The sequence below is a fragment of the Plantactinospora sp. ZYX-F-223 genome (genome assembly GCF_039649625.1).
In the GTDB taxonomy this organism is placed as follows: Bacteria; Actinomycetota; Actinomycetes; order Mycobacteriales; family Micromonosporaceae; genus Plantactinospora.
Genome location: NZ_JBDJAV010000027.1, coordinates 119,687 through 143,674 on the forward strand (window position 1 = coordinate 119,687; position 23,988 = coordinate 143,674).

Annotated in this window: 24 protein-coding genes; 7 read left to right on the forward strand and 17 right to left on the reverse strand. The window is 72.1% G+C overall.

Translation table 11 applies throughout. The annotated features are described in order from the left end of the window. Window positions 1-158: 158 nt before the first annotated feature. Entirely contained in the window at window positions 159-851 is a 693-nt protein-coding gene (locus AAH979_RS26145) for an HAD-IA family hydrolase (RefSeq protein WP_346260791.1), read from the forward strand. A 50-nt stretch (window positions 852-901) separates the two neighbouring features. On the opposite strand, the gene AAH979_RS26150 is transcribed toward AAH979_RS26145, so the two are convergent. The 6 genes from AAH979_RS26150 to AAH979_RS26175 all read right to left on the reverse strand — a co-directional run bounded on the left by AAH979_RS26150 (window position 902) and on the right by AAH979_RS26175 (window position 5,766). After that, window positions 902-1,801: a diacylglycerol kinase family protein gene (locus AAH979_RS26150; protein ID WP_346260792.1), complete on the reverse strand. Its 900-nt coding sequence runs from the start codon at window positions 1,799-1,801 to the stop codon at window positions 902-904. Window positions 1,802-1,885: 84 nt separating this feature from the next. Next, window positions 1,886-2,836, reverse strand: coding sequence for a twin-arginine translocase subunit TatC (tatC, locus tag AAH979_RS26155; protein ID WP_346260769.1), 951 nt, complete (start codon window positions 2,834-2,836; stop codon window positions 1,886-1,888). 14 nt (window positions 2,837-2,850) lie between these two features. After that, entirely contained in the window at window positions 2,851-3,147 is a 297-nt protein-coding gene (gene tatA, locus AAH979_RS26160) for a Sec-independent protein translocase subunit TatA (RefSeq protein ID WP_318397170.1), read from the reverse strand. A gap of 203 nt (window positions 3,148-3,350) precedes the next feature. Further along, entirely contained in the window at window positions 3,351-3,605 is a 255-nt protein-coding gene (locus AAH979_RS26165; RefSeq protein WP_346260770.1) for a hypothetical protein, read from the reverse strand. Between the two features lie 10 nt (window positions 3,606-3,615). Further along, complete coding sequence (locus AAH979_RS26170) at window positions 3,616-4,710, reverse strand: YafY family protein (protein WP_346260771.1); 1,095 nt, start codon at window positions 4,708-4,710, stop codon at window positions 3,616-3,618. Window positions 4,711-4,764: 54 nt separating this feature from the next. Next, window positions 4,765-5,766 carry a WYL domain-containing protein gene (locus tag AAH979_RS26175; protein ID WP_318397173.1) on the reverse strand — a complete coding sequence of 334 codons (1,002 nt, stop codon included), beginning with the start codon at window positions 5,764-5,766 and terminating at the stop codon, window positions 4,765-4,767. A gap of 108 nt (window positions 5,767-5,874) precedes the next feature. Here AAH979_RS26175 and AAH979_RS26180 point away from each other — a divergent pair, with 108 nt between their 5' ends. Together AAH979_RS26180 and AAH979_RS26185 are read left to right on the forward strand one after the other, a co-directional pair. Next, window positions 5,875-6,120 carry a hypothetical protein gene (locus AAH979_RS26180; RefSeq protein ID WP_346260772.1) on the forward strand — a complete coding sequence of 82 codons (246 nt, stop codon included), beginning with the start codon at window positions 5,875-5,877 and terminating at the stop codon, window positions 6,118-6,120. Window positions 6,121-6,138: 18 nt separating this feature from the next. Further along, a complete protein-coding gene (locus AAH979_RS26185; RefSeq protein ID WP_346260773.1) occupies window positions 6,139-7,221 on the forward strand; it encodes a DUF3866 family protein in 1,083 nt (360 codons plus the stop codon). A 40-nt stretch (window positions 7,222-7,261) separates the two neighbouring features. Here AAH979_RS26185 and AAH979_RS26190 read toward each other — a convergent pair whose 3' ends face one another. From AAH979_RS26190 to rfbA, 3 genes are all read right to left on the reverse strand, one after another. Then, entirely contained in the window at window positions 7,262-7,465 is a 204-nt protein-coding gene (locus AAH979_RS26190) for a hypothetical protein (protein WP_318397175.1), read from the reverse strand. 27 nt (window positions 7,466-7,492) lie between these two features. Then, the gene (pafA, locus tag AAH979_RS26195; RefSeq protein ID WP_346260774.1) at window positions 7,493-8,851 is read right to left on the reverse strand and encodes a Pup--protein ligase; all 1,359 of its coding nucleotides are present in this window, start codon (window positions 8,849-8,851) and stop codon (window positions 7,493-7,495) included. A gap of 111 nt (window positions 8,852-8,962) precedes the next feature. Next, window positions 8,963-9,835, reverse strand: a complete 873-nt coding sequence (gene rfbA / locus AAH979_RS26200; protein ID WP_346260775.1) for a glucose-1-phosphate thymidylyltransferase RfbA — start codon at window positions 9,833-9,835, stop codon at window positions 8,963-8,965. A 99-nt stretch (window positions 9,836-9,934) separates the two neighbouring features. On the opposite strand from rfbA, the gene rfbB reads away from it, so the two are divergent. Then, entirely contained in the window at window positions 9,935-10,951 is a 1,017-nt protein-coding gene (gene rfbB / locus AAH979_RS26205; RefSeq protein ID WP_346260776.1) for a dTDP-glucose 4,6-dehydratase, read from the forward strand. A 2-nt stretch (window positions 10,952-10,953) separates the two neighbouring features. Continuing rightward, on the forward strand, window positions 10,954-11,934 hold the full coding sequence (gene rfbD / locus AAH979_RS26210) for a dTDP-4-dehydrorhamnose reductase (RefSeq protein ID WP_346260793.1): 981 nt from the start codon (window positions 10,954-10,956) through the stop codon (window positions 11,932-11,934). An 82-nt stretch (window positions 11,935-12,016) separates the two neighbouring features. Here the strand turns inward: rfbD and prcA are convergent, their stop codons facing one another. The 8 genes from prcA to AAH979_RS26250 form a co-directional block, all read right to left on the reverse strand. Continuing rightward, the gene (gene prcA / locus AAH979_RS26215) at window positions 12,017-12,877 is read right to left on the reverse strand and encodes a proteasome subunit alpha (protein ID WP_346260777.1); all 861 of its coding nucleotides are present in this window, start codon (window positions 12,875-12,877) and stop codon (window positions 12,017-12,019) included. Between the two features lie 60 nt (window positions 12,878-12,937). Continuing rightward, window positions 12,938-13,777 (reverse strand): proteasome subunit beta, encoded by an 840-nt coding sequence (gene prcB / locus AAH979_RS26220; protein WP_346260778.1) that lies wholly within the window; start codon window positions 13,775-13,777, stop codon window positions 12,938-12,940. A 323-nt stretch (window positions 13,778-14,100) separates the two neighbouring features. Continuing rightward, complete coding sequence (locus AAH979_RS26225; RefSeq protein WP_101366062.1) at window positions 14,101-14,316, reverse strand: ubiquitin-like protein Pup; 216 nt, start codon at window positions 14,314-14,316, stop codon at window positions 14,101-14,103. Window positions 14,317-14,412: 96 nt separating this feature from the next. Next, window positions 14,413-15,930, reverse strand: a complete 1,518-nt coding sequence (gene dop, locus AAH979_RS26230) for a depupylase/deamidase Dop (protein WP_346260779.1) — start codon at window positions 15,928-15,930, stop codon at window positions 14,413-14,415. 364 nt (window positions 15,931-16,294) lie between these two features. Beyond that, window positions 16,295-18,076 (reverse strand): proteasome ATPase, encoded by a 1,782-nt coding sequence (gene arc, locus AAH979_RS26235; RefSeq protein ID WP_346260780.1) that lies wholly within the window; start codon window positions 18,074-18,076, stop codon window positions 16,295-16,297. A gap of 476 nt (window positions 18,077-18,552) precedes the next feature. Beyond that, window positions 18,553-19,125: a hypothetical protein gene (locus AAH979_RS26240; protein ID WP_346260781.1), complete on the reverse strand. Its 573-nt coding sequence runs from the start codon at window positions 19,123-19,125 to the stop codon at window positions 18,553-18,555. Window positions 19,126-19,280: 155 nt separating this feature from the next. Next, entirely contained in the window at window positions 19,281-20,225 is a 945-nt protein-coding gene (locus tag AAH979_RS26245; RefSeq protein ID WP_346260782.1) for a tRNA (adenine-N1)-methyltransferase, read from the reverse strand. Then, window positions 20,222-21,280, reverse strand: a complete 1,059-nt coding sequence (locus AAH979_RS26250) for a site-2 protease family protein (protein ID WP_346260794.1) — start codon at window positions 21,278-21,280, stop codon at window positions 20,222-20,224. The genes AAH979_RS26245 and AAH979_RS26250 overlap by 4 nt, the downstream gene beginning before the upstream one ends. Window positions 21,281-21,512: 232 nt before the next feature. Here AAH979_RS26250 and AAH979_RS26255 point away from each other — a divergent pair, with 232 nt between their 5' ends. Together AAH979_RS26255 and AAH979_RS26260 are read left to right on the forward strand one after the other, a co-directional pair. After that, window positions 21,513-22,610: a PD-(D/E)XK nuclease family protein gene (locus AAH979_RS26255; protein ID WP_346260783.1), complete on the forward strand. Its 1,098-nt coding sequence runs from the start codon at window positions 21,513-21,515 to the stop codon at window positions 22,608-22,610. A gap of 65 nt (window positions 22,611-22,675) precedes the next feature. Next, window positions 22,676-23,938 (forward strand): sensor histidine kinase, encoded by a 1,263-nt coding sequence (locus tag AAH979_RS26260; protein ID WP_346260784.1) that lies wholly within the window; start codon window positions 22,676-22,678, stop codon window positions 23,936-23,938. Window positions 23,939-23,988 lie beyond the last annotated feature (50 nt).

Below are 23,988 nucleotides of genomic sequence, written 5' to 3' on the forward strand. Positions count from 1 at the left end.
AATGCGTACCGGGTGGTCGCACGTCGGCAGGCCGTAGAGCGGGCCTCCGGGAGCCGGTCGGTAGGGTGCACGACGTGCCGGATCATGCCGAACCGCCCAAGCCTCGTACGTCGAGCGGAACCTCCGATCCCGCCCCCGGAACGCCACCCCGGCGCCCGGTGGACGCGGTGCTCTTCGACTTCCACGGCACCCTCGCCCAGGTGGAGGAGCCGGTCGCCTGGGTGACCGCCGCCGCCGCGGCCTGCGGGGCGACGCTGGACCGCGCCCGGGCGACGGCGCTGGCCGACCGCCTGGTCACCGCCGGCCGGGCCGGCGGACCCCTGCCGGCCCGGGTCCCTCCGCACCTGGCCGAGGTGTGGGCGGAACGGGACCTGTACGGCCCCGCCCACCGGGCCGCCTTCGTGGGACTGGCCGAGACGGTGGACAGCGGCGTGCACGGCCTCGCCGAGGCCCTCTACGACCGCCTGCTGGTCCCGGACGGCTGGCTCCCGTACGCCGACACCAGGGCAACCCTGCAAGCGCTGCGCGCGGCCAAGGTGCCGGTGGCGGTGGTCAGCAACATCGGTTTCGACCTCCGGCCGCTCTTCGACGCCTGGGAGCTGACCGAACTGGTCGACGCGTTCGTGCTCTCTTACGAGGTCGGGCGCTGCAAGCCGGACCCGGCTATCTTCTACCGGGCCTGTGGCCTGCTCGGTGTCGACCCGGAGCGCACCCTGATGGTCGGCGACACCCCCGCCGATGCCGGGGCGGTAGGCGCCGGTTGTGCCGTGCTGGTGCTGCCGGCGGCCGAGCCGGGGCAGGTCAACGGGCTGACCGCGGCGGTGGACCTGGCGGTCGCGAACGGCCGCTGACCGGCGTGGCCCCCGGGTGACTGGCCGGGAGGGTGTCTCGGCGCGGCGGATCAGCGCAGCAGGCGTACGGCGCCGGGGACCGCGGTCACGGTCACCGGAAGCGGCAGCGCGCGTTCACCGTCGGCGTACCCCACGATGCCCTCGGCGACGAGTTCGACCGTACGGGCCCGCTGGGTGTGCACCATCGGGTGCGCCAGGTGGGTACCCCGGTAGACCCGGGGCTTGATCCGGGTCAGCGTCGTCCGGCCGACCGGGCCGGCGTAGACCACGTCGAGCAGGCCGTCGCCCGGGTCGGCCGTCGGGCAGATCCGCATCCCCCCGCCGTAGCTGGGGCAGTTGCCGACCGCCACCAGCACCGCGTCCAGCTCCCGGGTCACCCCGTCCAGCCGGAGCAGGTAGCGGCGGGGCCGCAACCGGGCCAGCTCGACCAGGATGGCCAGGTCGTAGCGGCGCGGGCCGCGCGGCCAGGACATCCGGTTGGCCCGCTCGTTGACGAGCGCGTCGAAGCCGGCCGCCAGCACCGCGCCGTACCACCGCAGGGCGCCGTCCGGACCGGTCATCCGGGCCAGATCCGCCGGGCGGGTCCGGCCGGCGGCGGCCGCCGCCGCGATCGCGTCGACCGCGGCGAGCGGGTCGGCCGGGTAGCCCATCCCGACCGCGAAGTCGTTGCCGGTGCCCGCCGGGACCGGGCCGAAGGCGACGCCGGTACCGGCGACCGCCTGGAGCGCCAGATGGACCGTGCCGTCACCGCCGACCGTCACCAGGGCGGCGGCGCCGTCCACCACGGCGGCCCGGCAGGCCGCGCTGGCCTGCCCGGGAGTACCCGCCTCGAGCAGCCGCACCGGCCGCCCCACCGTGCCGAGCCGGTCGAGTACGGCCGGCAGCAGCCCCCGGAACCGGCCCCGTCCGGCGGTCGGGTTGGCCAGCACCGCCAGGTACCCGTCGGCCAGCCGGCCGGCGGTGACGGAGCCGGGCAGTTGATCGTTGGCGGTCACGGCGAGCACCGTACCGCCCGCCGTGCCGCCTTCGACAGCTCAGGTCATGTCGTCGTAACGCCGGTCGATCGGCTGCGGCGCCGGGACCGGGTCCGGTGCGGAGACCGGCGCGACCGCCTCTACCCGCTCACCGGCGGTCACCGGATCCGGTTCCAGGTCGAGCGGCGAGACCTCGTCGTCGTCCAGTCCGGCGTAGACCTCCTTGCCGCGTCCCCGGCGCCGGTCGTTGAGCATCGCCACCCCGACCGCCGCGAAGTAGAGCGCGCAGAGACAAATGGCCAGCGCGGTCATACCGAACGGGTCCGGGGTGGGCGTGACGATCGCCGAGAAGAGGAAGAACACGAAGACGGCGATCCGCCACCAGCCGAGCATCTTCCGGCCGCTCACCAGCCCGACGAAGTTGAGCATCAGGACGATGAGCGGGAACTCGAACGCGACCCCGAACATCAGGATCATGTTCGTGACGAAGGAGATGTACCGGGTGATCTCCAGGGTGTTGGCGACGTCCTCGCCGGCCAGGCCGACCAGGAACTCCAGCCCCTTGGAGACCACGAAGAACGCCAGTACCGCGCCGGCCGCGAAGAGCGGGGCGGCGAGCGCGGTGAAGATGTAGGCGTACTTCCGTTCGTGCCGGTGCAGCCCCGGGGCGATGAACGCCCAGAGTTGGTAGAGCCAGACGGGTGCGGCGACGATCAGCCCGACCCAGAGGGCGATCTTGAGGTCGAGCAGGAGGATGTCCGCCGGACCGAGCTGGGTGAACTGGCACTTGCCGTCCACGGTCGAACCGTCGAGCTCGCAGTAGGGCTGCTGGAGCAGGTGGCGGACGTTGTCGGCCAGCCAGATGCCGAGCCCGAAGCCGACCACGATGCCCAGGGATGCCTTGAACAGCCGGTTGCGCAGCTCCCGGATGTGCTCGATGAGGGTCATCGAGCCGTCGGCGGCTCGCTCGAACCTGCTCGGACCGCGCCGGCGCAGCAGGGCGAAGGCCACGGGACGGGCCCCGGTCAGTTGTCGCGGACGCGCTGCACCGGGTCGTTGACCGGCGCCGCGGGCGGCTGGTAACCGGGCTGGTGCACGCTGGTCGGGTGGACGGTGTCACCCGGCAGCGGCTGGCGCCCCGCCTGCGCGTCGGCCTTCTCGGCCAGGTCCTTGTCGTCCTCGGAAAGGCTCTTCGTCTCGGCCTTGATGATCCGCAGCGAGCGGCCGAGTGACCGGGCCGCGTCCGGAAGCCGCTTCGCGCCGAAGAGCAGGACCAGCACAGCCACGAGTACGAAGATGTGCCACGGCTTGAGGGCGCCCATGGAAGCTCCAGTTCGATGTTTTGTCCAGCAAAGGGGTGTGTCCTGGCCCATCGTACGTGCGTCGGGAAGGAGTGCCACCCGCCAGGCTGGTGACTTTCCGGCCGGCTGGTGAAGTCTTGACCAACCTGGGGCATCCGTCAAGCACATGATCGACGGCCCTGAGCAGGGACTATCCCTCGGCGCTGCGGCGATTCTCCGCCAGGTTAGTCTTCGCCGCCGCGCTTGGCGCGGATCAGCACGAGCCGCTGCTGGAGCGTCTCGACCTGCTGCTGCATGGCCTCCGCCCGGTCCTGCACGGCCAGCGCCACCCGCTGGAGGTCCTCGGCCTGCTCCTGGCGGCGTTGCAGGCCCAGCGCGGCCCGGTGCAGTCGCGGCAGCCGGGTCAGCACCCGGCGGACCGCCAGCCCCAGCACCAGGAGCCCGACGAGGACGGCCGCGAGCACGATCCACTTCACCACGTCGGCCAGCCTAGTGGCTTCCGGCCGTGGTCGCCGGATCGGCGCCCGGGGCCAGTTCGACGCCCGAACCCGGGGCAGCCGCCTCCGGTGCGCCGTCCGGGGGCAGCGTGGCGTACGCGTCGAGCGCGGCGGCGGCCCGGTCGCGTACCTGGTCGGCGAGTTCCGCGGGGGCGACCACCGTGACGTCCGGCCCGAGCCCCAGCACGAACCGCCGGGCCCAGTCGAGGTCGGTGACCCGCAGCGAGACCAGCCACTCCCGGCCGGCCCGGTCGGCGTCACCGGCACCCGGATCCGGCTCGACCCGCTCGCACGGGTAGTACTCGGTGATCCACCGGCTGGACCGGCCGACCCGCAGGGTCACCAGCGGCAGGTCCTGGTCGGGGCGGAAGATGCCGGCGCTGAGGTCGTGCAGCCGGGCCTGTGGTGGCGGTGCGGCCGGCTCGTCCAGCTCGACGAGCGCGTCGATCCGGTCGGCCCGGAACAGCCGCACCGACTCCGCCCGCCGGCACCATGCCTCGAGGTAGGCCAGCCCGCCGACCATCAGCACCCGGATCGGGTCGACAGTGCGTTCGGTGGTCTCGTCCCGGGTCGCGGCGTAGTAGGTGATCCGCAGCGCCCGGCCGCGCTGCACCGCGCCGTGCAGCGCCGCCACCCGGTCGCTGTCCCCTGGCATCCGTACCGCGACGGGGGCGTCGGCGAGTTCGCCGGCCGCGTTCTCGATCTTGGCGAGGGCGCGTTCGATCGCGTCCCGGTTGGCCATTCCCGGCGTCTCGGCGAGCATCCGCAGCGCGACCACCAGCGCCAGCGCCTCGTCCGGGGTCAGCCGCAGCGGGCGGTCGATCCCCGCGTCGTAGGTGATGGTGACCCGATCACCGTCGAAGGCCATGTCGATCAGGTCGCCCGGCCCGTACCCGGGCAGGCCGCAGACCCAGAGCAGCTCCAGGTCCTCGCGTAGCTGCCGCTCGGTCACCCCGAGGTCGGCCGCTGCCTCGGACAGCTCGATCCCCGGCCGGGCCAACAGGTATGGCACCAGGTTCAGCAGTCGGGCCAGCCGGTCGGCCGAGGTCCGCGCAGCGCCGCCGGACCGTTGCGCCGGACGAGTCACGCCGGCTCCCCCCTCTGGTCAGTTCCCGGGGCCCCAACCCCGGTCCGCCCCGCGTTACCCCGACGCCCGGGCGGTCGCCATCTCGTCGTGCCGGGCGGTGATCTCCTTGAGCCGCTGGATCACGGCGTCCCGGATCTCCGGCGGATCGAGCACCCGGACATCGGGACCGTAGCCGACGAGCCTACCGGCGAGCGACTCGGCATCGGCGTACGGCAGGACCAGGCGGTCGCCGTCGGGCCCGCTGATCACCTCCCGGGCCCACCTGCGCAGCCCCGCGGCGCGGCCCGGTGCGACCAGCACGGTGGCTCGGCCGGAGCGCTCCACCGGACCGGACCACTTGGCGACGTGGCTGATCAGGTCGACGCCGACCGGCGGGGAGAAGGCGCCCGGCCTACCGATCATCCGGACCGCCCCGCCGACGATCCGGGAGAGCCGGAAACAGCGGGCCGCGTCGCGGTCGAGGTCGTGGCCGACCACGTACCAGCGGGCTCGCCAGCAGACCACGCCCCAGGGTTGCAGCCGGCGGCTGGTCGGGGCGTCGCCGTCGGGTACCCGGTAGTCGAAGCCGACGGTGCGCCGGTCCCGGGCCGCGGCGGTCAGCGGCCCGAACGCCGGGTCGACGGTGACCACCGGCTCCACCCCGAGGGTGGCCTGCGGGTCGACGTCGACACCGGCGGCACGGAGCTTCGCCAGCCCGGAGGAGGCCGCCGCGGCCAGCCCCGCGTGCCGCCAGAGCCGCGCGGCTATGCCCACCGCCGCCGCCTCGTCGGGCTCCAGCGGGATGTCCGGCAGCGCGTACTCCCGGTGGGCGATCCGGTAGCCCGGCTCGGCGTCGAAGGCGCTGGCCGTGCCGGTCTCCAGTGGTACGCCCAGCTCACGCAGCTCGGCCTTGTCCCGCTCGAACTTGCGCTGGAAGGCCTCGTGGTCACGTGGGTCGTCCGGATCATGCTCATAGCCCGGCACGGTCGCGGCGATCTGCGCGGCGGTCAGGAACCGTCGGGTGGAGAGCAAACAGATCACCAGGTTGACCAGGCGTTCGGTACGGGTCCGCGACACGATACAGACGCTAGCAGTGTCCGATCACGAAGCGGGTACCCGCGCGGCACCCCGGCCGACCGGTCCGCCGCCGCCCGCCCCGGCCGGCTCCTAGGCTGGCGGTATCAGGTGCTGCTCTGCACCGCGCTGCACGACGAGATCCACCGCGAGCTCTCCGCGCTGCCGATGGTGGACCGGGTGGACACCCTGCTCACCATGCAGCTGGGCCCGGACGACATCCTGGTCGCCGCGAAGGTCGACTTCCGGGACGAGGCGACCGGGGCGGACGTCGAGGAGGCCGAACGCCGGCTGGTCGCGCGCTTCCCGCACATCCGGTACGTCTTCCTCGACCCGACCCGGAGCGGCCGGCCGTAGCCGGTTACCCTGCCGGCCATGGTGCGATGGCGGTCCGGCACGGTCACGGCGGTCCGGCGGAGCTGGCGCGGCGCCGTCGAACTCGACGTCCGGCAGTCCGACGGAGCGCAGGTGCGGGCGCTGGCGTACCCGGAACTGGTCGGCACCCCCGAGCCGGGCGACCGGGTGCTGCTGAACGTGGGCGCGCTGCTGATGGGGCTCGGCACCGGCGGGTACGCCCTGGTGGTGGCGCTGCCGGACCGGCTGCCGGCGGATCCGCCCCGGACGGTCGACACCCGGGACGCCGGGCATCTGGTCAAGGCCCGCTACACGCCGCTGCAACCGATCCTGCTCGGTGTCGACGAGGAAGCCTCCCCGCACCGGACGGCGCTGGTCGACGCCGACGACCTCGGCGGGCTGCCGGTGGTCACCGCCGACCTGCACTCCGCGCTGCCGGCGATCGTGGCGGGGATCCGGGCCGACGCGCCCGACGCCCGGATCGGCTACCTGTGGACCGACGGCGGTGCGCTGCCTGCCTGGTTCTCCCGCACCCTGCACGGGCTGCGCGCCGAACTCGCCGGCACGGTCACCGTCGGTCAGGCGTTCGGTGGCGACCTGGAGGCGACGAACCTGCACAGCGGACTGCTCGCGGCCCGGCACGTGCTGCGGGCCGACGTGGCGATCGTGGCGCAGGGGCCGGGAAACCTGGGCACCGGCACCCGGTGGGGCTTCTCCGGGGTCGCCGTCGGCGAGGCGGTCAACGCGGTCGCCGCGCTGGGCGGCCGGCCGGTGGGCTCGCTGCGGATCTCCGGCGCCGACCCGCGGGACCGGCACCGGGGGCTGTCGCACCACAGCCTCACCGCGTACGGCCGGGTCGCGCTGGCCGCCGCCGACCTGGTACTCCCGGCGGAGTTGCCGACGGAGCTGGCCGCGCTGGTCGAGCCGGCCGTGACCGCGCTGGCGCGGCGGCACCGGGTCGTCCGGGTGCCGGTGCACGGGCTCGACGAGGCGCTGCGGGCCAGCCCGGTCCCGCTTTCGACGATGGGCCGGGGACTGGCTGAGGAGCACGCCTACTTCCTGGCGGCGGCCGCCGCCGGCCGGTACGCCGCCGGCCTGGGCTGACCCGGCGCCTGGGCGCTCGGCGAACCCGGTGGGGTGCGGGTCAGCTCAGGAAGACCAGCGCCAGCCAGCCGGCCACCACCAGGACGAGCGCGAGGGTGAGCACCCAGGTGGGCACGGTGTACTCACCCCGGCGGTTGCGCTCGATCTCCTCCCGGATCTTCGCCCGCCGCCGCTCGATCCGGTTCTGCCGGATCGTCTCGGGGCGGCGGTGCTCGTCGTCGTCGCGACCGTCTGGATGCGTCATAGCGGGAGAAAGCCTAACTGCCCGGCCTCACATGCTCGCGATCAGCCGCTCCACCCGCTCGTCGTACGCCCGGAACGGGTCCTTGCAGAGCACCGTGCGCTGGGCCTGGTCGTTCAGCTTGAGGTGCACCCAGTCGACGGTGAAGTCCCGGCGCTTCTCCTGGGCGTGCCGGATGAACTCGCCGCGCAGCCGGGCCCGGGTGGTCTGCGGCGGGGTCTCCTTCGCCTCGAAGATCTCCGGATCAGTGGCGATCCGGTCCACCTGCTTGCGCCGCTCCAGCAGCCCGTAGAGGCCACGCCCCCGGCGCAGGTCGTGGTACGCCAGGTCCATCTGGGCGATCCGGGGGTGCGACAGCGGCAGGTCGTTCTTGCGCTGGTAGCGCTCGATGAGCTGGAGCTTGGTCACCCAGTCGATCTCCCGGGAGACCGGCTCAAGGTCGCCGGTCTCGACCGCGCGCAGCACCCGGCCCCAGAGCTCGACCACCCGCTTCGCGGTCTGGTCCCCGCCCCGCCGCTCGACGAACTCGGTCGCCTTGGCCAGGTATTCCTGCTGGATCTCCAGCGCGCTGATCTCCTTGTTCGAGGCGAGCCGGACCTTGCGCCGGCCGGTGATGTCGTGCGACACCTCCCGGATCGCCCGGATCGGGTTCTCCAGCGACAGGTCGCGCATCACCACCCCGGCCTCGATCATCCGCAGCACGATGTCCGCGCTGCCGACCTTGAGCAGGGTGGTGACCTCGTTCATGTTCGAGTCGCCGACGATGACGTGCAGCCGGCGGTAGCGCTCGGCGTCGGCGTGCGGCTCGTCCCGGGTGTTGATGATCGGCCGGCTGCGGGTGGTCGCCGAGGAGACGCCCTCCCAGATGTGCTCGGCACGCTGGGAGAGGCAGTAGACGGCGCCGCGCGGGGTCTGCAGCACCTTGCCGGCGCCACAGATGAGCTGCCGGGTGACCAGGAAGGGGATCAGCACGTCGGCCAGCCGGCCGAACTCGCCGTGCCGGGAGACCAGGTAGTTCTCGTGGCAGCCGTACGAGTTGCCGGCCGAGTCCGTGTTGTTCTTGAACAGGTAGATCTCACCTGCGATGCCCTCGTCGTGCAGCCGCTTCTCGGCGTCGACCAGCAGACCCTCCAGGATCCGCTCGCCGGCCCGGTCGTGGGCCACCAGGTCGGAGACCGAGTCGCACTCGGGGGTGGCGTATTCCGGGTGGGACCCGACGTCGAGGTAGAGCCGGGCACCGTTGCGCAGGAACACGTTGCTCGAGCGGCCCCAGGAGACCACCCGGCGGAAGAGGTAACGGGCGACCTCGTCCGGGGACAGCCGCCGTTGGCCGCGGTAGGTGCAGGTGACACCGTACTCGGTTTCAAGGCCGAAGATTCGCCGCTCCATGATTGGAGATTAGTCGCCCGAGGCCCGAGTTGGTCAGCCTCGGGCCGTGGCGTTGTGCGGGAACTCCGGCGGCCGATGCGGGAACTCCGGCGGCCGATCGTCCTGGACCGGTCACCGACCGGGATCCTCGAGGATGCCGAAGAGGTACTCGCCGTAGCCGCTCCGGCTCAGCGGCTGGGCCAGCTCGCGGAGCTGCTCGTCGGAGATCAGCCCGCTGCGCCAGACCACCTCCTCGATGCAGCCCACCTTCAGGCCCTGCCGCTCCTCGATCACCCGGACGAACTCGCCGGCCTGGACCAGCGAGGTGAAGGTGCCGGTGTCCAGCCAGGCGGTGCCCCGGTCCAGCGCGGTGACCTGGAGCCGACCCGCCGCCAGATAGGTCTGGTTGACCGCCGTGATCTCCAATTCGCCCCGGTCGCTCGGGGTCAGCCCCTTGGCGACCTCCACCACGTCGTTGGCGTAGAAGTAGAGGCCCGGGACCGCGTACCGGGACTTGGGTTTCTCCGGCTTCTCCTCGATCGACAGCGCCCGACCGTCGGAATCGAACTCGACGATCCCGTAACCCTCGCAGTTCGCCACCGGATAGGCGAAGATCCGGCCACCGTCCGGGTCGCCGTTGCGGGCCAGGCTCCGGCCCAGTCCGGCGCCGTAGAAGATGTTGTCGCCGAGGATCAGCGCGACCGAATCCCCGGCCAGGAACTCCTCGCCGAGAAGGAACGCCTGCGCGATTCCGTCCGGACTCGGCTGCGCGACGTACTCCAACCGGAGGCCCCACTGGGAGCCGTCGCCGAGGAGTCGCCGGAACTGCCCCTGGTCGTCCGGAGTGGTGATGATGAGGATCTCCCGTATTCCCGCCATGACCAACGTGGAGAGCGGGTAGTAGATCATTGGTTTGTCGAAAACCGGCATGAGTTGTTTCGATACGGCCTGGGTGATCGGCCACAGCCGCGAGCCGGTGCCGCCCGCCAGCAGGATTCCGCGCATTCGCGCAGGCTACCGGGGGGTAGCCGGTTAGGAGAGTCAACTCGCCGACAGCTCGGCCTGACGGTGCGGCCGACAAACGGCGCATAGACTTTCCGATTCATGAGGATCCTCGTGACCGGTGGAGCCGGGTTCATCGGTTCGGAATACGTACGTATGCTGCTGACCGGCACCGGTCCCCGGCTCGCGCCGAGCGCGGTCACCGTGCTGGACAAGCTCACCTACTCCGGCAACCTGGCCAACCTCGAACCGGTCCGCGCCGACCCCCGGCTCCGGGTGGTGGTCGGCGACATCTGCGACCCGGCCGTACTCGACGAGGTGGTCCCCGGGCACGACGTGATCGTGCACTTCGCGGCCGAGTCCCACGTCGACCGCTCGATCCACCGGGCCGCCCCGTTCGTCACCACCAACGTGCTCGGCACGCAAACCCTGCTGGAGGCGGCGCTGCGGCACCGTACCGGCCGGTTCGTGCACGTCTCCACCGACGAGGTCTACGGCTCGATCGAGCAGGGTTCCTGGACCGAGTCGACCCCGCTGGCGCCGAACTCGCCGTACTCGGCCGCCAAGGCCGGCTCCGATTTGCTGGCCCTGGCCTACCACCGGACCTACGGGATGGACGTGGTGCTGACCCGCTGCTCCAACAACTACGGGCCGTACCAGTTCCCGGAAAAGGTGATCCCGCTCTTCGTCACCAACCTGCTCGACGGCGGCACCGTGCCGCTCTACGGCGACGGCGGCAACGTCCGGGACTGGCTGCACGTGCACGACCACTGCGTCGGGGTCGCCCTGGTGCAGGACAAGGGACGGCCGGGCGAGGTCTACCACATCGGCGGCGGCACCGAGCTGACCAACCGCGAGCTGACCGCCCGGCTGCTCGCCGCCTGCGGCGCCGACTGGGACCGGGTCAGGCCGGTCGCCGACCGGATGGGGCACGACCGCCGCTACTCGCTGGACATCACCAAGATCAGTGAGGAGCTCGGGTACGCCCCCCGGATCGACCTCGACCGCGGGCTGGCCGAGACGGTCACCTGGTACCGGGAGAACCGGGCGTGGTGGGAGCCGCTCAAGGCGCGGCTGAACGGCGAGGAGATCGGGCGCCCCGGGCCGGACGTCCGGTGACCGTGCAGCGGGACGCGGAGCCGCCGAGCGCCCAGCCGGACGCGGAGCCGCCGAGCTGGCTGGTGACCGGGGCCGGCGGGATGCTGGGCCGGGACCTGTGGGCGGTGCTCTCCGCCCGGCACCCGGGGCGGGTCACCGCCGCCACCCGGGCCGAGGTCGACCTGACCGACCCGGCGGCGGTACGGGCGGCGGTGGCCGGGCACCGGATCGTGGTCAACGCCGCCGCCTGGACCGACGTGGACGGCGCGGAGGAGCGGGAGGCGACCGCTACCGCCGTCAACGGCACCGGGGTGGCCAACCTGGCGGCGGCCTGTGCCGAGACCGGCGCGCGACTGCTGCACATCTCCACCGACTACGTCTTCGCCGGCGACGCCGACCGGCCCTATCCCGAGGACGCCCCGACCGCGCCGGTCAACGCGTACGGGCGGAGCAAGCTCGCCGGGGAGCTCGCCGTCGCCCGACTGCTGCCGCAGGCCGGATACCTCGTACGCACCGCATGGCTGTACGGCGCACACGGCCCCAACTTCGTCACCACGATGCTCCGGCTGGCCACCCAACGCCCGCACCTCGACGTGGTGGACGACCAACTCGGGCAGCCGACGTGGTCGTACGCGCTCGCGGAGCGGCTGGCCGAGCTCGGCGCCGCCGCCCACCGGGGAGCCGCACCGGCCGGCATCTACCACGGCACGGCGAGCGGTCGGACCAGCTGGTACGGCCTGGCCCGCGAGGTCTTCGCCCGGACCAGGCTCGACGCGGACCGGATCCGTCCCGTCGGCAGCGACCGGTTCCCCCGCCCGGCCCGCCGGCCCGGTTACAGCGTGCTCGGGCACGCCGGGTGGTCCCGGGCCGGGCTGGCCCCGATGGCGGACTGGCGGGCGATGCTCGCCGAGGCGCTGCGACCGGACGGAACGCTGGCCGACGCCCGCCGGCCGGCCGGACCGAGCCACGCCGCCGACGACCGGATCCGCTCCGGCTCGCGTTAGCGGCGCGACGGGGCGAGTGGCAACGTGCGCGTCCGGTCCCCTGACCGGACGCGCACGGGGCGGCGACTGGAGCGGCGCGGTCCTACTCGGACTTATCCTCGCCGTTGGTCGACTTGTCACTGCCGGCCGACGTGGCCTTGCCCTCCAGGTCGGCGGAGCCGGCGGACTCGGCCGGCTTGTCCGGGCCGGGGGCCGGGGCCTTCGGCTCGGCCGGCGGTGCCTCGCCGCCGTCGGCCCTGGCCGGTGCCCCGTCCAGCAGCGAGACCAGCGCGGCACCGGTGATCCGGCGGAAGGTACGGCCGACCCGCCGCCGGTCCAGGATCGCCACCTCGAGTTGGCTGGCGGCGATGGTCCGGGGCGTACCGCCCTCGCCACCGACGCTGCCGAGCGCCCGGACCGCCAACTGGACCGCGTCGTCCAGCGACATCTCCGGCTGGTGCTGCTCGCGCAGCGCCCCGGTGACCGCCTCCGCCTGCCCGCCCATCGCCATCCGGCCGGGCTCGTCGTTGACCGAACCGTCGTAGGTGATCCGGTAGAGCTCGTCCTGCTCCGGTGTGCTGCCCACCTCGGCGACGCAGATCTCCACCTCGAACGGCTTGGACTGCTCGGTGAAGATCGCGCCCAGGGTCTGGGCGTACGCGTTCGCCAGCGCCCGGCCGGTGACGTCCCGCCGGTCGAAGCTGAGCCCGATGGCGTCCGCCATCCGTACTCCCGCGCGGCGCAGGTTTTCGAACTCGTTGTACCGGCCGACCGCCGCGAAGGCGACCCGGTCGTAGATCTCACTGACCTTGTGCAGGGCGCTGGAGAGGTTCTCCGCCACGAAGAGCACCCCGCCGGAGTAGCTGAGCGTCACGGCGCTCCGCCCGCGCGCGATGCCCTTGCGGGCCAGCTCCGAGCGGTCGCGCATGATCTGCTCGGGTGAGGCGTAGAACTGCATGGCCACGGCGGCGGTTCTCCTAACCGGTTCTGCTGACGACGGCGGGTTGCGGGTGGTGCGGGGCGGTCAGCCGCCCGGGTTCTCCATCCGGGCGGCGACCACCGCTTCGGCGACCTCGGCCGCCTCGGCGTCGGAGAGCCGGTTGGTGCCCTCCGCGGTGGCCGTCATCACCACTGGGAAGATGCGGCGGCTCAGGTCGGGACCACCGGTGGCGCTGTCGTCGTCGGCGGCGTCGTAGAGCGCCTCGACGGCGATCCGGATGGCGTCGGGGGTGCTCAGCCCGGGGCGGTACCGCTTCTTCAGCGCCGCCTTCGCGAAGAGCGAGCCGGAGCCGATGCCGTCGTAGCCGGTCTCCTCGTAGGGCCCGCCGGCGACGTCGAAGCTGAAGATCCGGCCGGCCTTGGCCGGGTCGGTGGCCGCCAGGTCGAAGCCGGCGAAGAGCGGGATGACCGCGAGCCCCTGCATCGCCGCGCCGAGGTTGCCACGGATCATCGCGGCGAGCCGGTTGGCCTTGCCGTCGAGGGAGAGCATCGCTCCCTCGATCTTCTCGTAGTGCTCCAGCTCCACCTGGAAGAGTCGCACCATCTCCAGGGCGATGCCCGCCGTACCGGCGAAGCCGACCAGCGAGTATTCGTCGGCCGGGTGCACCTTGCGGATGTCCCGGCTGGAGATCAGGTTGCCCATGGTGCCGCGCCGGTCACCGGCCATCACCACCCCGTCCGCGGTGCTCAGCGCGACGATGGTGGTGGCGTGCGGAACGAGCTCGCTGGCGGACCCGGGCGGCAGCGGCCGGCGACCGGGCAGCAGGTCGGGGGCTGCCGTGCTCAGGAACTGGGTGAACGAGGACGTCCCCACGTTGAGGAACACGTCTGGTAGACGCCCGGTTGGATCAAAAGCCGCTGCCACGTGCTCCCTCTCAGCTGTCTCATCACGTCGCCCGGATCCCCCGCGTCAGCGCGGGAACCGGGCGAGGCCACCGTTGCGGTTGAAGCAGAGTATCCCCCGGATCTCCCCGGTGCGATGATCGTCGCCGCCGTGTTGCGCCACTCCCGACGGCGCCGGACCGGTGTGCCCCGGCCGCCGCCGGTGCGCCGGCCGGTCGCGCCCCGGGCGCCAGGGTCGGGCCCCGCGCTCGGCCGCCACGCCGGTGCGTCGGCACAGACACACACCGCCGCGCACCGCGCCGGGTTCGGCGTGGGTGGACCACGTCCGACCCGGCCCGGGTACGGCTACTGTCCGCCCTTCTGGACGTAGCCCCGGACGAACTCCTCGGCGTTCTCCTCGAGCACCGAGTCGATCTCGTCCAGCAGGTCGTCGACGTCCTCGGTGATCTCCGCGTGCCGCTCGGCGACCTCCGGGTTCGCCTCGGTCGCGACCTCGTCGACCTCCTCGTCCCGGCGCGCCTTACCGGACTGTGACTGACCGCCGGTGTCACGGGTAGCCATATCTGCTGCCTCCTCCACGATCGCCTGGGGAAAACTTACCTCGGATGGACGACGAATCCTTCGGCACCGCCGCTGCCGGCGGCACGGGGCCCGGCGTCAGCCACCGGTGATCGTCTCCAGCAGGTCCTTGGCGCTCGCGCACCGGTCGAACAACGCTCCGACGTGCTTGCGGGTGCCCCGCTCGGGCTCCATCATCGGGACCCGCACCAGGGACTCCCGGCCGACGTCGAAGATGACCGAGTCCCAGCTCGCCGCCACCACCTCGGAGGCGTACTGGGCGAGGCAGCGGCCCCGGAAGTAGGCCCGGGTGTCCTCCGGCGGTTCGGTCATCGCCGCCCGGGTCAGCTCCTCGGGCAGCAGCGTCGCCATCGAACCCCGGCTGACCAGCCGGTGGTAGAGGCCCTTCTCCGGGCGTACGTCGGAGTACTGCAGGTCGACCAGTTGCAGCTTGTGCGAGGCCCAGCCGAGCTTCTCCCGCTCCCGGTAGCCCTCCAGCAGCCGCAGCTTCGCCACCCAGTCCAGTTCGCCGGCGCAGAGCATCGGGTCCCGGCCGAGCCGGTCGAGTATGCCCTCCCAGCGGTCGAGCACGTCGGCGGTGTCGGAGTCGAGGTCGTCGCCGTACCGCTCGTCCACAAAGGAGCGAGCCCGCTCGAAGTACGCCCACTGCAGGTCGAGCGCGGTCAGCCGGCGGCCGTCACGCAGCCGGAGCCGGTGTGACAGCGACGGGTCGTGGCTGACCGCCTTCAGCTCACCCACCGGGTCGGCGATGGCCAGGTCCGGGCTGAGCGCCTTCTCCTCGATCATGGTGAGCACCAGCGCCGTGGTGCCGACCTTGAGATAGGTGGAGATCTCGGACAGGTTGGCGTCACCGATGATCACGTGCAGCCGGCGGTACTTGTCGGCGTCCGCGTGCGGCTCGTCCCGGGTGTTGATGATCGGCCGCTTCAGCGTCGTCTCCAGGCCGACCTCGACCTCGAAGAAGTCGGCCCGTTGCGAGATCTGGAAGCCGGGCTGCGAACCGTCCTGGCCGATGCCGACCCGGCCGGCGCCACAGACGATCTGCCGGGTCACGAAGAACGGTGTCAGGTACGCGACGATGTCGGCGAACGGCGTCTGCCGGCGCATCAGGTAGTTCTCGTGCGCGCCGTAGCTGGCGCCCTTGTTGTCGGTGTTGTTCTTGTAGAGGTGGATCGGGTGGGTCCCGGGGATGGTGGCGGCCCGCCGGGACGCCTCGGCCATCACCCGCTCGCCCGCCTTGTCCCAGCGGACCAGGTCCAGCGGGTTGGTCACCTCGGGAGTGGAGTATTCCGGGTGGGCGTGGTCGACATACAGCCGGGCGCCGTTGGTCAGTATCACGTTGGCCAGCCCGAGGTCCTCGTCGGCCAGCGCCTCCGCCGGGTCGTAGGCGGCTCCGGAGTAGGTGAAGCCGCGGGCGTCCCGCAGCGGGGACTCCTCCTCGTAGTCCCAGCGGGCCCGGCCGCCCCGGGCCAGCTCCGGGCGGGCGCCGTAGGCGTTCACCACCTGCGAGGAGGTCACCATCGGGTTGGCTCCGGCCTGGCCGGGCACGGAGATGCCGTACTCCACCTCGGTGCCCATGATCCGCCGGACACTCATGCCGCTGCCTCGCTTCGCTCGGCGCCGCCATGAGGCACGGCCGCCCTGAGCCTGATGATTCGCTCGCTACGCTCGCTCATGCCGGCACTCCGCTTCGCTCCGTGCCGCCATGAGGCACGGCCGCCCTGAGCCTGATGATTCGCTCGCTACGCTCGCTCATGCCGCCGCCTCGCTCCGCTTACCCATGTCGTTGAGCCTAGTCCGCGCCGCCGCCGGATTGTTCGCCCGGTGTGTCGACACGGCCACGGTACGCCTTCACTGCCCGTTCGACCCGATTCGATCCCGGTGGTTCCGGGGCGCGCCGCGGGATCCCGGACAGCACTGTGGGCGCCGCGACCGCGGCGCCCACAGATGCCGTCATCCGTTACAGGTATTGGCCGGTGTTGCTCGCGGTCTCGATGGACCGGCCAGCCTCCGCGCCCTTGCCACCGGAGACGAGGGTACGGATGTAGACGATCCGCTCCCCCTTCTTGCCGGAGATCCGGGCCCAGTCGTCGGGATTGGTGGTGTTGGGCAGATCCTCGTTCTCCCGGAACTCGTCGACGCAGGCGTCGAGCAGGTGCTGCAACCGCAGCCCCTTGCGCCCGGAGGAGAGGAACTCCTTGATCGCCATCTTCTTGCCCCGGTCGACGATGTTCTGGATCATCGCGCCGGAGTTGAAGTCCTTGAAGTAGAGGACTTCCTTGTCGCCGTTGGCATAGGTGACCTCGAGGAAGCGGTTCTCCTCGGTCTCCGAGTACATCCGCAGCACGACCGCCTCGATCATGGCCGCGACCGTGGACTGCGGGTCGTTGCCGTGCTCGGTCAGGTCGTCCGGGTGCAGCGGCAGGCCGGTGAGGATGTACTTGGAGAAGATGTCCTTGGCCGCCTCGGCGTCCGGCCGCTCGATCTTGATCTTCACGTCGAGCCGGCCGGGGCGGAGGATCGCCGGGTCGATCATGTCCTCCCGGTTGGAGGCACCGATCACGATCACGTTCTCCAGTCCCTCGACACCGTCGATCTCGCTGAGTAGCTGCGGGACGATGGTGTTCTCCACGTCGGAGGAGACGCCGGAGCCCCGGGTCCGGAACACCGAGTCCATCTCGTCGAAGAACACGATGACCGGGGTGCCCTCGCCGGCCTTCTCCCGAGCCCGCTGGAAGATCAGCCGGATGTGCCGCTCGGTCTCGCCGACGTACTTGTTGAGCAGCTCCGGGCCCTTGATGTTGAGGAAGTAGCTGGTGTGCTTCTCCTCGCCCCGCCGCTCGGCGATCTTCTTGGCCAGCGAGTTGGCCACCGCCTTGGCGATCAGCGTCTTGCCGCAGCCGGGTGGGCCGTAGAGCAGGATGCCCTTCGGCGGCCGGAGCTGGTGCTCGCGGAAGAGGTCGGCGTGCAGGAACGGCAACTCGACGGCGTCCCGGATCTGCTCGATCTGGGCCTGCAGGCCGCCGATGTCGCCGTAGTCGACGTCCGGCACCTCCTCCAGGACCAGTTCCTCGACCTCACTCTTCGGGATCCGCTCGTACGCGTACGCCGAGCGAGGCTCGATCATGAGCGAGTCACCGGCCCGCAGCGGCGCGCCGATGAGAGTCTCCGCGAGGTGGACGATCCGTTCCTCGTCGGCGTGGGAGATCACCAACGCCCGGTCGCCAGCGCCGCCGGAGGGGCTGTCCAGCACCTCCTTGAGCATGACGACCTCGCCGACCCGCTCGTAGCCGAACGCGTCGACGATGTTGAGCGCGTCGTTGAGCAGGACCTCCTGCCCACGACGCAGCTCCGCCACGTCGAGCGAGGGTGACACCGCCACCCGGAGCTTGCGACCGCCCGTGAAGACGTCGACCGTGCCGTCGTCGTGCCGGGCCAGGAAGACACCATAACCGCTGGGCGGTTGCGCCAGCCGGTCAATCTCCTCCTTGAGCGTGACGATCTGGGCGCGTGCCTCCTTGAGGGTGTTCACGAGCCGTTCGTTGTTCTCCGTGAGTCGAGCCAGCTGCGCCTGTGTCGCCGCCAGCCGTTCCTCAAGCTGCCGGACGTGTCGAGGGCTTTCGGTCAACTTGCGCCGCACCAGAGCGAGTTCCTCTTGAAGAAACGCGACCTGGGTGGAGAGATCGTGGGCCTCCTTCTCCCACCGTGCGGCGCGCGAGTCCGCGTCGTCGCTGCGTGCCACGTCCCACCTCCCCGGGGGCTTGAACGTTCTGCCCTAACACTAACCGCTATGACGCTGATTCGGTTCCACGCAACACCCTCGTCGCCGAACCTTGATCACGTCGTCGACGACCGGTCGGGCCGATGTCGGCCGATCGGGGTACCGTCGCGACGGCCCGGGCAGGGCTGCGCGACCGCCTCCGGCGCTGCCGACCGGCGGCCTCGGGTCGCGGCTGACCAGGGACTCCCACGCCGTAGCGCCGTCCTGCCGGCGCCACGGTCCCCGATTCGGCGTCGCGGCGCTACCGCACGTCGCGGCGCCGGCGACCCCGCCAGGTAAGGCTCGGCTGCGTCGCGTCGAGGCCGGGCACACCGGAAACCGCCAGCCGGGCCGGCGGGACGGTTCGGGGACGCGAGGGCGGCGACGGGACGCCCGGCACGGCGAGGGCGTGAGGTTTCCCACGGGCGAGTACGGGGGCGTTTCTCACGGCGACCGTGTCACAGGGTGGGACGGCCGACCACCGAGGCGACCAGCCGGGCGAACTCCTCCAGCCGGGAGATCTGCCCCGCGCCGCCGTCGTCGAGCGTCTTGCCGAACCGCAGCGCGTCGTGCCGGGGCGGCACGTGCGCGTCATCGCCCGGCACGCCCTCGTCGAGCGAGCTGAGCAGCAGGTAGACGTCGATGCTGTCGACCCGGATCTGGCCGGTCGGCGTACGGCTCAGCCGGCGCCGGCAGCCCACCTCGCTGACCGTCGAGACCGGCACCACCCGCAACGACGACGTCATCGAGCCCGCCGGGCCGTCGTCAGGTGGCACGTCCTCGCCGTGCCAGAGGATCAGCCGGCTGCCGTCACAGATCGCGACCTCCTGCCAGACCCCGTTCACCTCGTTGACGAAGCGCTCCAGGGTGAAGCCGAGCACCGAGGCACCGTTCAGCACTCCGGTCAGCGCCTCCATCGCGACATCCGGATCGCGCAGGTACGCCCGGGCGGCCGACTCCAGGTCCCGGTACGGCGACCAGTCCGGGAACACGGCCGGCAGGTCTCCCCCGCCGAACGCCGGCCGGCTCATGCCGACACCCCGCTGCACCCACTCATGCCGGCACTCCACACTGAGCTGCCTGATTCGCTGCACTGAGCTGGCCGATTCGCTCGCTGCGCTCGCTCATGCCGTCTCCTCGCCGTGCTCGGCACGCCCGCTGATGCGTCGACTCCGGCGGGAAAAGTTCACTCCGCAGCCCTCCCGGAGGTCGCCTCGGCCTCCTGCCGCGCCTGGCGGCGCAGCGCGTACGCCTCGGCGCCCTTGCTGGGCTTGCGCCGGCGCGGCGGCGCGGTGACCCCGGGCGCGAGCCGGCGACTGGAGACGAGGAAGGCGGTGTGCGCGATCATGCGGTGGTCTGGGCGTACAGCGAGCCCGTCCGCGTGCCAGTCCCGGACCAGCGACTCCCAGGCCCGCGGCTCGGTGAACCCGCCCCGCTCGCGCAGCGCCTCGACCAGCTCGGAGAGCTGGGGCGTGGTGGCGACGTAACCGATGAACACCCCGCCCGGGACCAGCGCGCGTTCGACCATGTCGAGCGCCTCCCAGGGGGTGAGGAGGTCAAGGATAATCCGGTCGAAACCGGACTCTTGGCAGTCTGCCACGTCGCCCACCCGGAGATTCCAGGCTGGATGCGGTCCACCGAAGAAGGATTCCACATTTCTGCGGGCGATTTCGGAGAAGTCCTCGCGCAGTTCGTAGGAATGCAGTTCGCCCTCCGGGCCGACGGCCCGGAGCAGCGAGCAGGTGAGCGCGCCGGACCCGACACCGGCCTCCAGGACCTTCGCGCCGGGGAAGATGTCGCCCATCGTGACGATCTGGGCCGCGTCCTTGGGATAGATCACCTGCGCACCGCGCGGCATGGAGAGTACGTAGTCCGCGAGCAGCGGCCGCAGCGCGAGGTACGCCGTGCCGCCGGTCGAGGTGACCACGCTCCCATCCGGCAACCCGATCAACGCGTCGTGCTCCAGCGCGCCGCGATGGGTGTGGAAAGACCGCCCAGGCTCCAGTGTGATGGTGTGCATCCGACCCTTCGGGTCGGTGAGCTGGACCCGGTCACCGGGGCGGAACGGCCCTCGGTGCGCCGGCACGGGTGCGGTCGGGACGGCGGGGACGGCGGTGGGCTGTGCGGTCACTGAGTCATCTTCCGTTTCGGCTCCAGGAGCTGCGCCAGGTCGGCGATATGCAGAACGCCGACCACATCTTCGCCTGAGGTCACCAGGTACTGCGCGCCCGGGTGGGCCTGCACCGCGTGCACCACCTGCTCACCGCCGAGCCCGACGGCGAGACTGGGCACCCCGTCCACGCCCCGGGCCACCGCGTCCACCGCCACCCAGGGCCGGCGCTCGACCGGTACGGCGTCGGCGGCGGTCCGGTCGACCAGCGCCACCAGCCGGCCAGACGAGTCCGCGACCCCGAGCGTCGAACCAGGTTGCCCGGCGTCCACCCCGCGCCGCTGCGCCTCGGCCAGCGGCGTGCCGCTCGGCACCGAGAAGACCGGCCGGGCCAGCCGGGCCAGGTCGATGAGGGGGAACCGGCGGCTGATCCGGGCCGCCCGGATCGTCTGACCGGCGCCCTGCCAGAGGGTGAACGCGACCAGCAGCACCAGCGCCAGGCCCAGCCACGGCAGCCCGCCGAGCCAGGTCAGCAGCGTGAAGAGCACGGCGGTGCCGATCGCCACGGCCCGGCCGAACCAGCCGGCCACTTCGGTGGCCAGGTGCCGGTCCCGGGTGACGGCCCAGACCCCGGCCCGCAACGCCCGACCGCCGTCCAGCGGCAGTCCGGGCAGGATGTTGAAGAGCCCGACCAGCAGGTTGCTGGCGGCGAGTTGGAAGGCGAACTGGTTGGCCAGGGTGCCGTCCGGAATGGCGAGCGTGGCGCCGACCCCCACCAGCCCGAGTACCAGGGAGACCGCCGGCCCGGCGAGCGAGACGAGCAGGTCCACCCGGGGTGTCGGGGCGTCCCGCTCCATCTCGGTGTAGCCGCCGAGCAGTTCGAGGGTGATGCCGCGCACTCCGATCCCGTACCGCCGGGCGGTCAGGGCGTGCCCCAACTCGTGCAACAGCACTGAGCCGAGCAGCAGGACCACGAAAACCAGCCCGACGAGATAGCCGGTGAGCTGCGACAACCCGAGCTGCTGCCGGACGAACTCGCCGTACATGACGGTGATCAGGGCTACCAGGAGCAGCATGGACGGGTTGAGGTAGACCGGGACGCCGAAGACCCGACCGACGGTGAGGCCGGGCCGCCGGTCAGCGCCGCGTCGCGGTCGCGAGTTTCCCTCCATCTCCTCAGATGCTACGGAACATCCCGTCGGGTGGGCCCGCCGGTTCGGCCGGGGTGACCGCCGACGATCGGCGCCGGTACGCATGGCGGGGCGGGTGGGCCGGGTTCGGTCGTACCCGTGACATAGCCTTCCGGACATGACGGCGGAGACGGTGACATCGCAGACAGCCACGGGCGGCCCGGCAGATCTCCCGACGGAGACTCCGGCCGCGTCGCGGGTCACCGCATCGCTGTCACCGTCCCGGGCGGCCGACTTCAAGACCTGCCCCCTGCTCTACCGGTTCCGCAGCATCGACCGGCTGCCGGAGCGGCCGAGTGTCGAGCAGGCTCGCGGCACCCTGGTGCACGCGGTGCTGGAACGCCTCTTCGACCTGCCGGCCGAGCAGCGGACGCCGGCCGCCGCCGGTGACCTGGTGGCGCCGCAGTGGGACCGGCTGGTGACCGAGCAGGCGGAGCTGGCCGAGATCTTCACCGCCGGTGACCTCGCCGGTCCAGCCGAGTTCCTGACCTCGGCCCGCGAGCTGCTCGACGGCTACTTCACGGTGGAGGATCCCCGTCGGCTGGAGCCGGCCGAGCGGGAGACGCTGGTCTCCACGGTGGTGGACGACCAACTGCTCATCCGGGGCTACATCGACCGGCTGGACGTCTCGCCCGACGGCGCCCTGCGGGTGGTCGACTACAAGACCGGTGGCGCGCCACGGGAGGCGTTCGAGGCCCGGGCACTGTTCCAGCTCAAGTTCTACGCCCTGGTGCTGTGGCGCACCCGGGGGGTGGTGCCCAGGGTGCTGCGCCTGCTCTATCTGAAGGACGCGGAGGTCTGCGACTACACCCCCGACGCCGAGGAGCTGGCCCGGTTCGAGCGCACCGTGCTGGCGCTCTGGCGCGCCATCGAGCAGGCCACCCGGGCCCGCGACTTCCGCCCCAAGCCGAGCCGGCTCTGCGACTGGTGCAGTCACCAGGCGCACTGCCCCACCTTCGGCGGCACTCCGCCGCCGTTCCCGGAACCGACCGCGCCGGTCGACCCGACCGCTCCGATCCCGCCACCGTCCCGGCCCGGCGCCCGGTCAGCTCCGGCTCCGGCTCCGGCTCCGGCTCCGGCTCCGGCTCCGGCTCCGGCTCCGGCGAGCGTACCGGGCGCCCCGGCGCTGCCGAGCCAGTCGACCGGGCCGGGCCGGCCGGGCGCGGCCCGGGGGCTCGGGGTCGACTCCGCCCAGGAGGAGCACGGATCCTCCTGAAGGAGGATCCCAGGGTCGCCGCTGGCGACGACCTGTCGCGCCACACAGCGGCTAGCGTCGCCAGCATGACCCCAACCGATGCCCCCGTGACGCCGGCCCCCGGCCGGATCCGCGGGAGCTGGTGGCGCATCCGGCTCGATCCCGGGCAGCGCAGATGGCTGGCCCGGGACGGGCTGCTCGCGGTCGCCGCCGTCGTGGTGGAGGCGGTACTCGTCGGCACGGCGCCGCCGGGCGTCGCCCCGTGGGGGTGGCCCGGGACGGCGTTCTGGAGCGTCCTCTCCGCCGCCCCGATTGCCCTGCGCCGGCTGGCTCCGTGGACGGCGGTGATGCTGGCCGTCCCGATCTTCGTCGCCTCGGTACTGGCCGACGCGCAGCCGGTCACTGTCGGGGCCACCTTCGTGCTGCTGACCTACACCACCGCCGCGCTGCTGCCACTTCGCCAGGCGGCGCTGGCCGCCGGGGCGCTCTGGGGACCGGCGCTGGCCGTCGCCCTCGTCGAGCCGCCGCCGCCCGACTTCACCGAGCCCTCCCCCGCGTACCTGGTCTTCACCCAGGTACTGCTCGCGCTGGTCTGCTTCTTCGTCGGCCGTACGGTGCACGCCCGGCGGGCCACCATCCTGGCCCTGGAGGAGCGGGCCCGGGTCGCCGAGGAGAACCAGCGGTCGCTGGCCGACCAGGCGGTCGCCGACGAGCGCCGGCGGATCGCCCGTGAACTGCACGACGTGGTCGCGCACCACGTCAGCGTGATGGGCGTACTGGCCACCGGGGCGCGCCGGGTGCTGTCCCGGGATCCGGCGGCCACCGACGGTGCACTGGGCACCATCGAGGAGACCAGCCGGACGACCCTGCGCGAGCTGCGCCGGCTACTGGACGTGCTGCGTACCGACGCCGAGCCGGCCGCCGAGCTGTCCCCGCAACCGGGACTTGCCGGCATCGAGGCGCTGGTGGAGCAGGTGAGGGAGGCCGGCCTGCCGGTGACCCTGCGGGTGGACGGCACGCCGGGCCCGCTGGACCCCGGGGTGGCGCTGACCGTGTTCCGGATCGTGCAGGAGGCACTGACCAACACCCTCAAGCACGCCGGCGCGGCGACCGCCCAGGTGCGGTTGAGTTTCGGGGTCTACTGGCTGATCGTCGAGGTCGCGGACACCGGCCGGGGCCCGGCGCCGGAGAGCGGGCGGCTGGGGCACGGCCTGGTGGGAATGCGCGAACGGATGGCCCTCTACGGTGGAACCCTGCGCACCGGGCCCCGTCCCGGTGGCGGATACCGGGTGTACGCCAAGATGCCGATGGAGCAACTGGGCGCGCCGATCAACAAGGGGGCGGCATGAGCGAGCGTCGCGAGCGAATCAGCCAGCTCAGTGCGGACAAGCCTCATGAC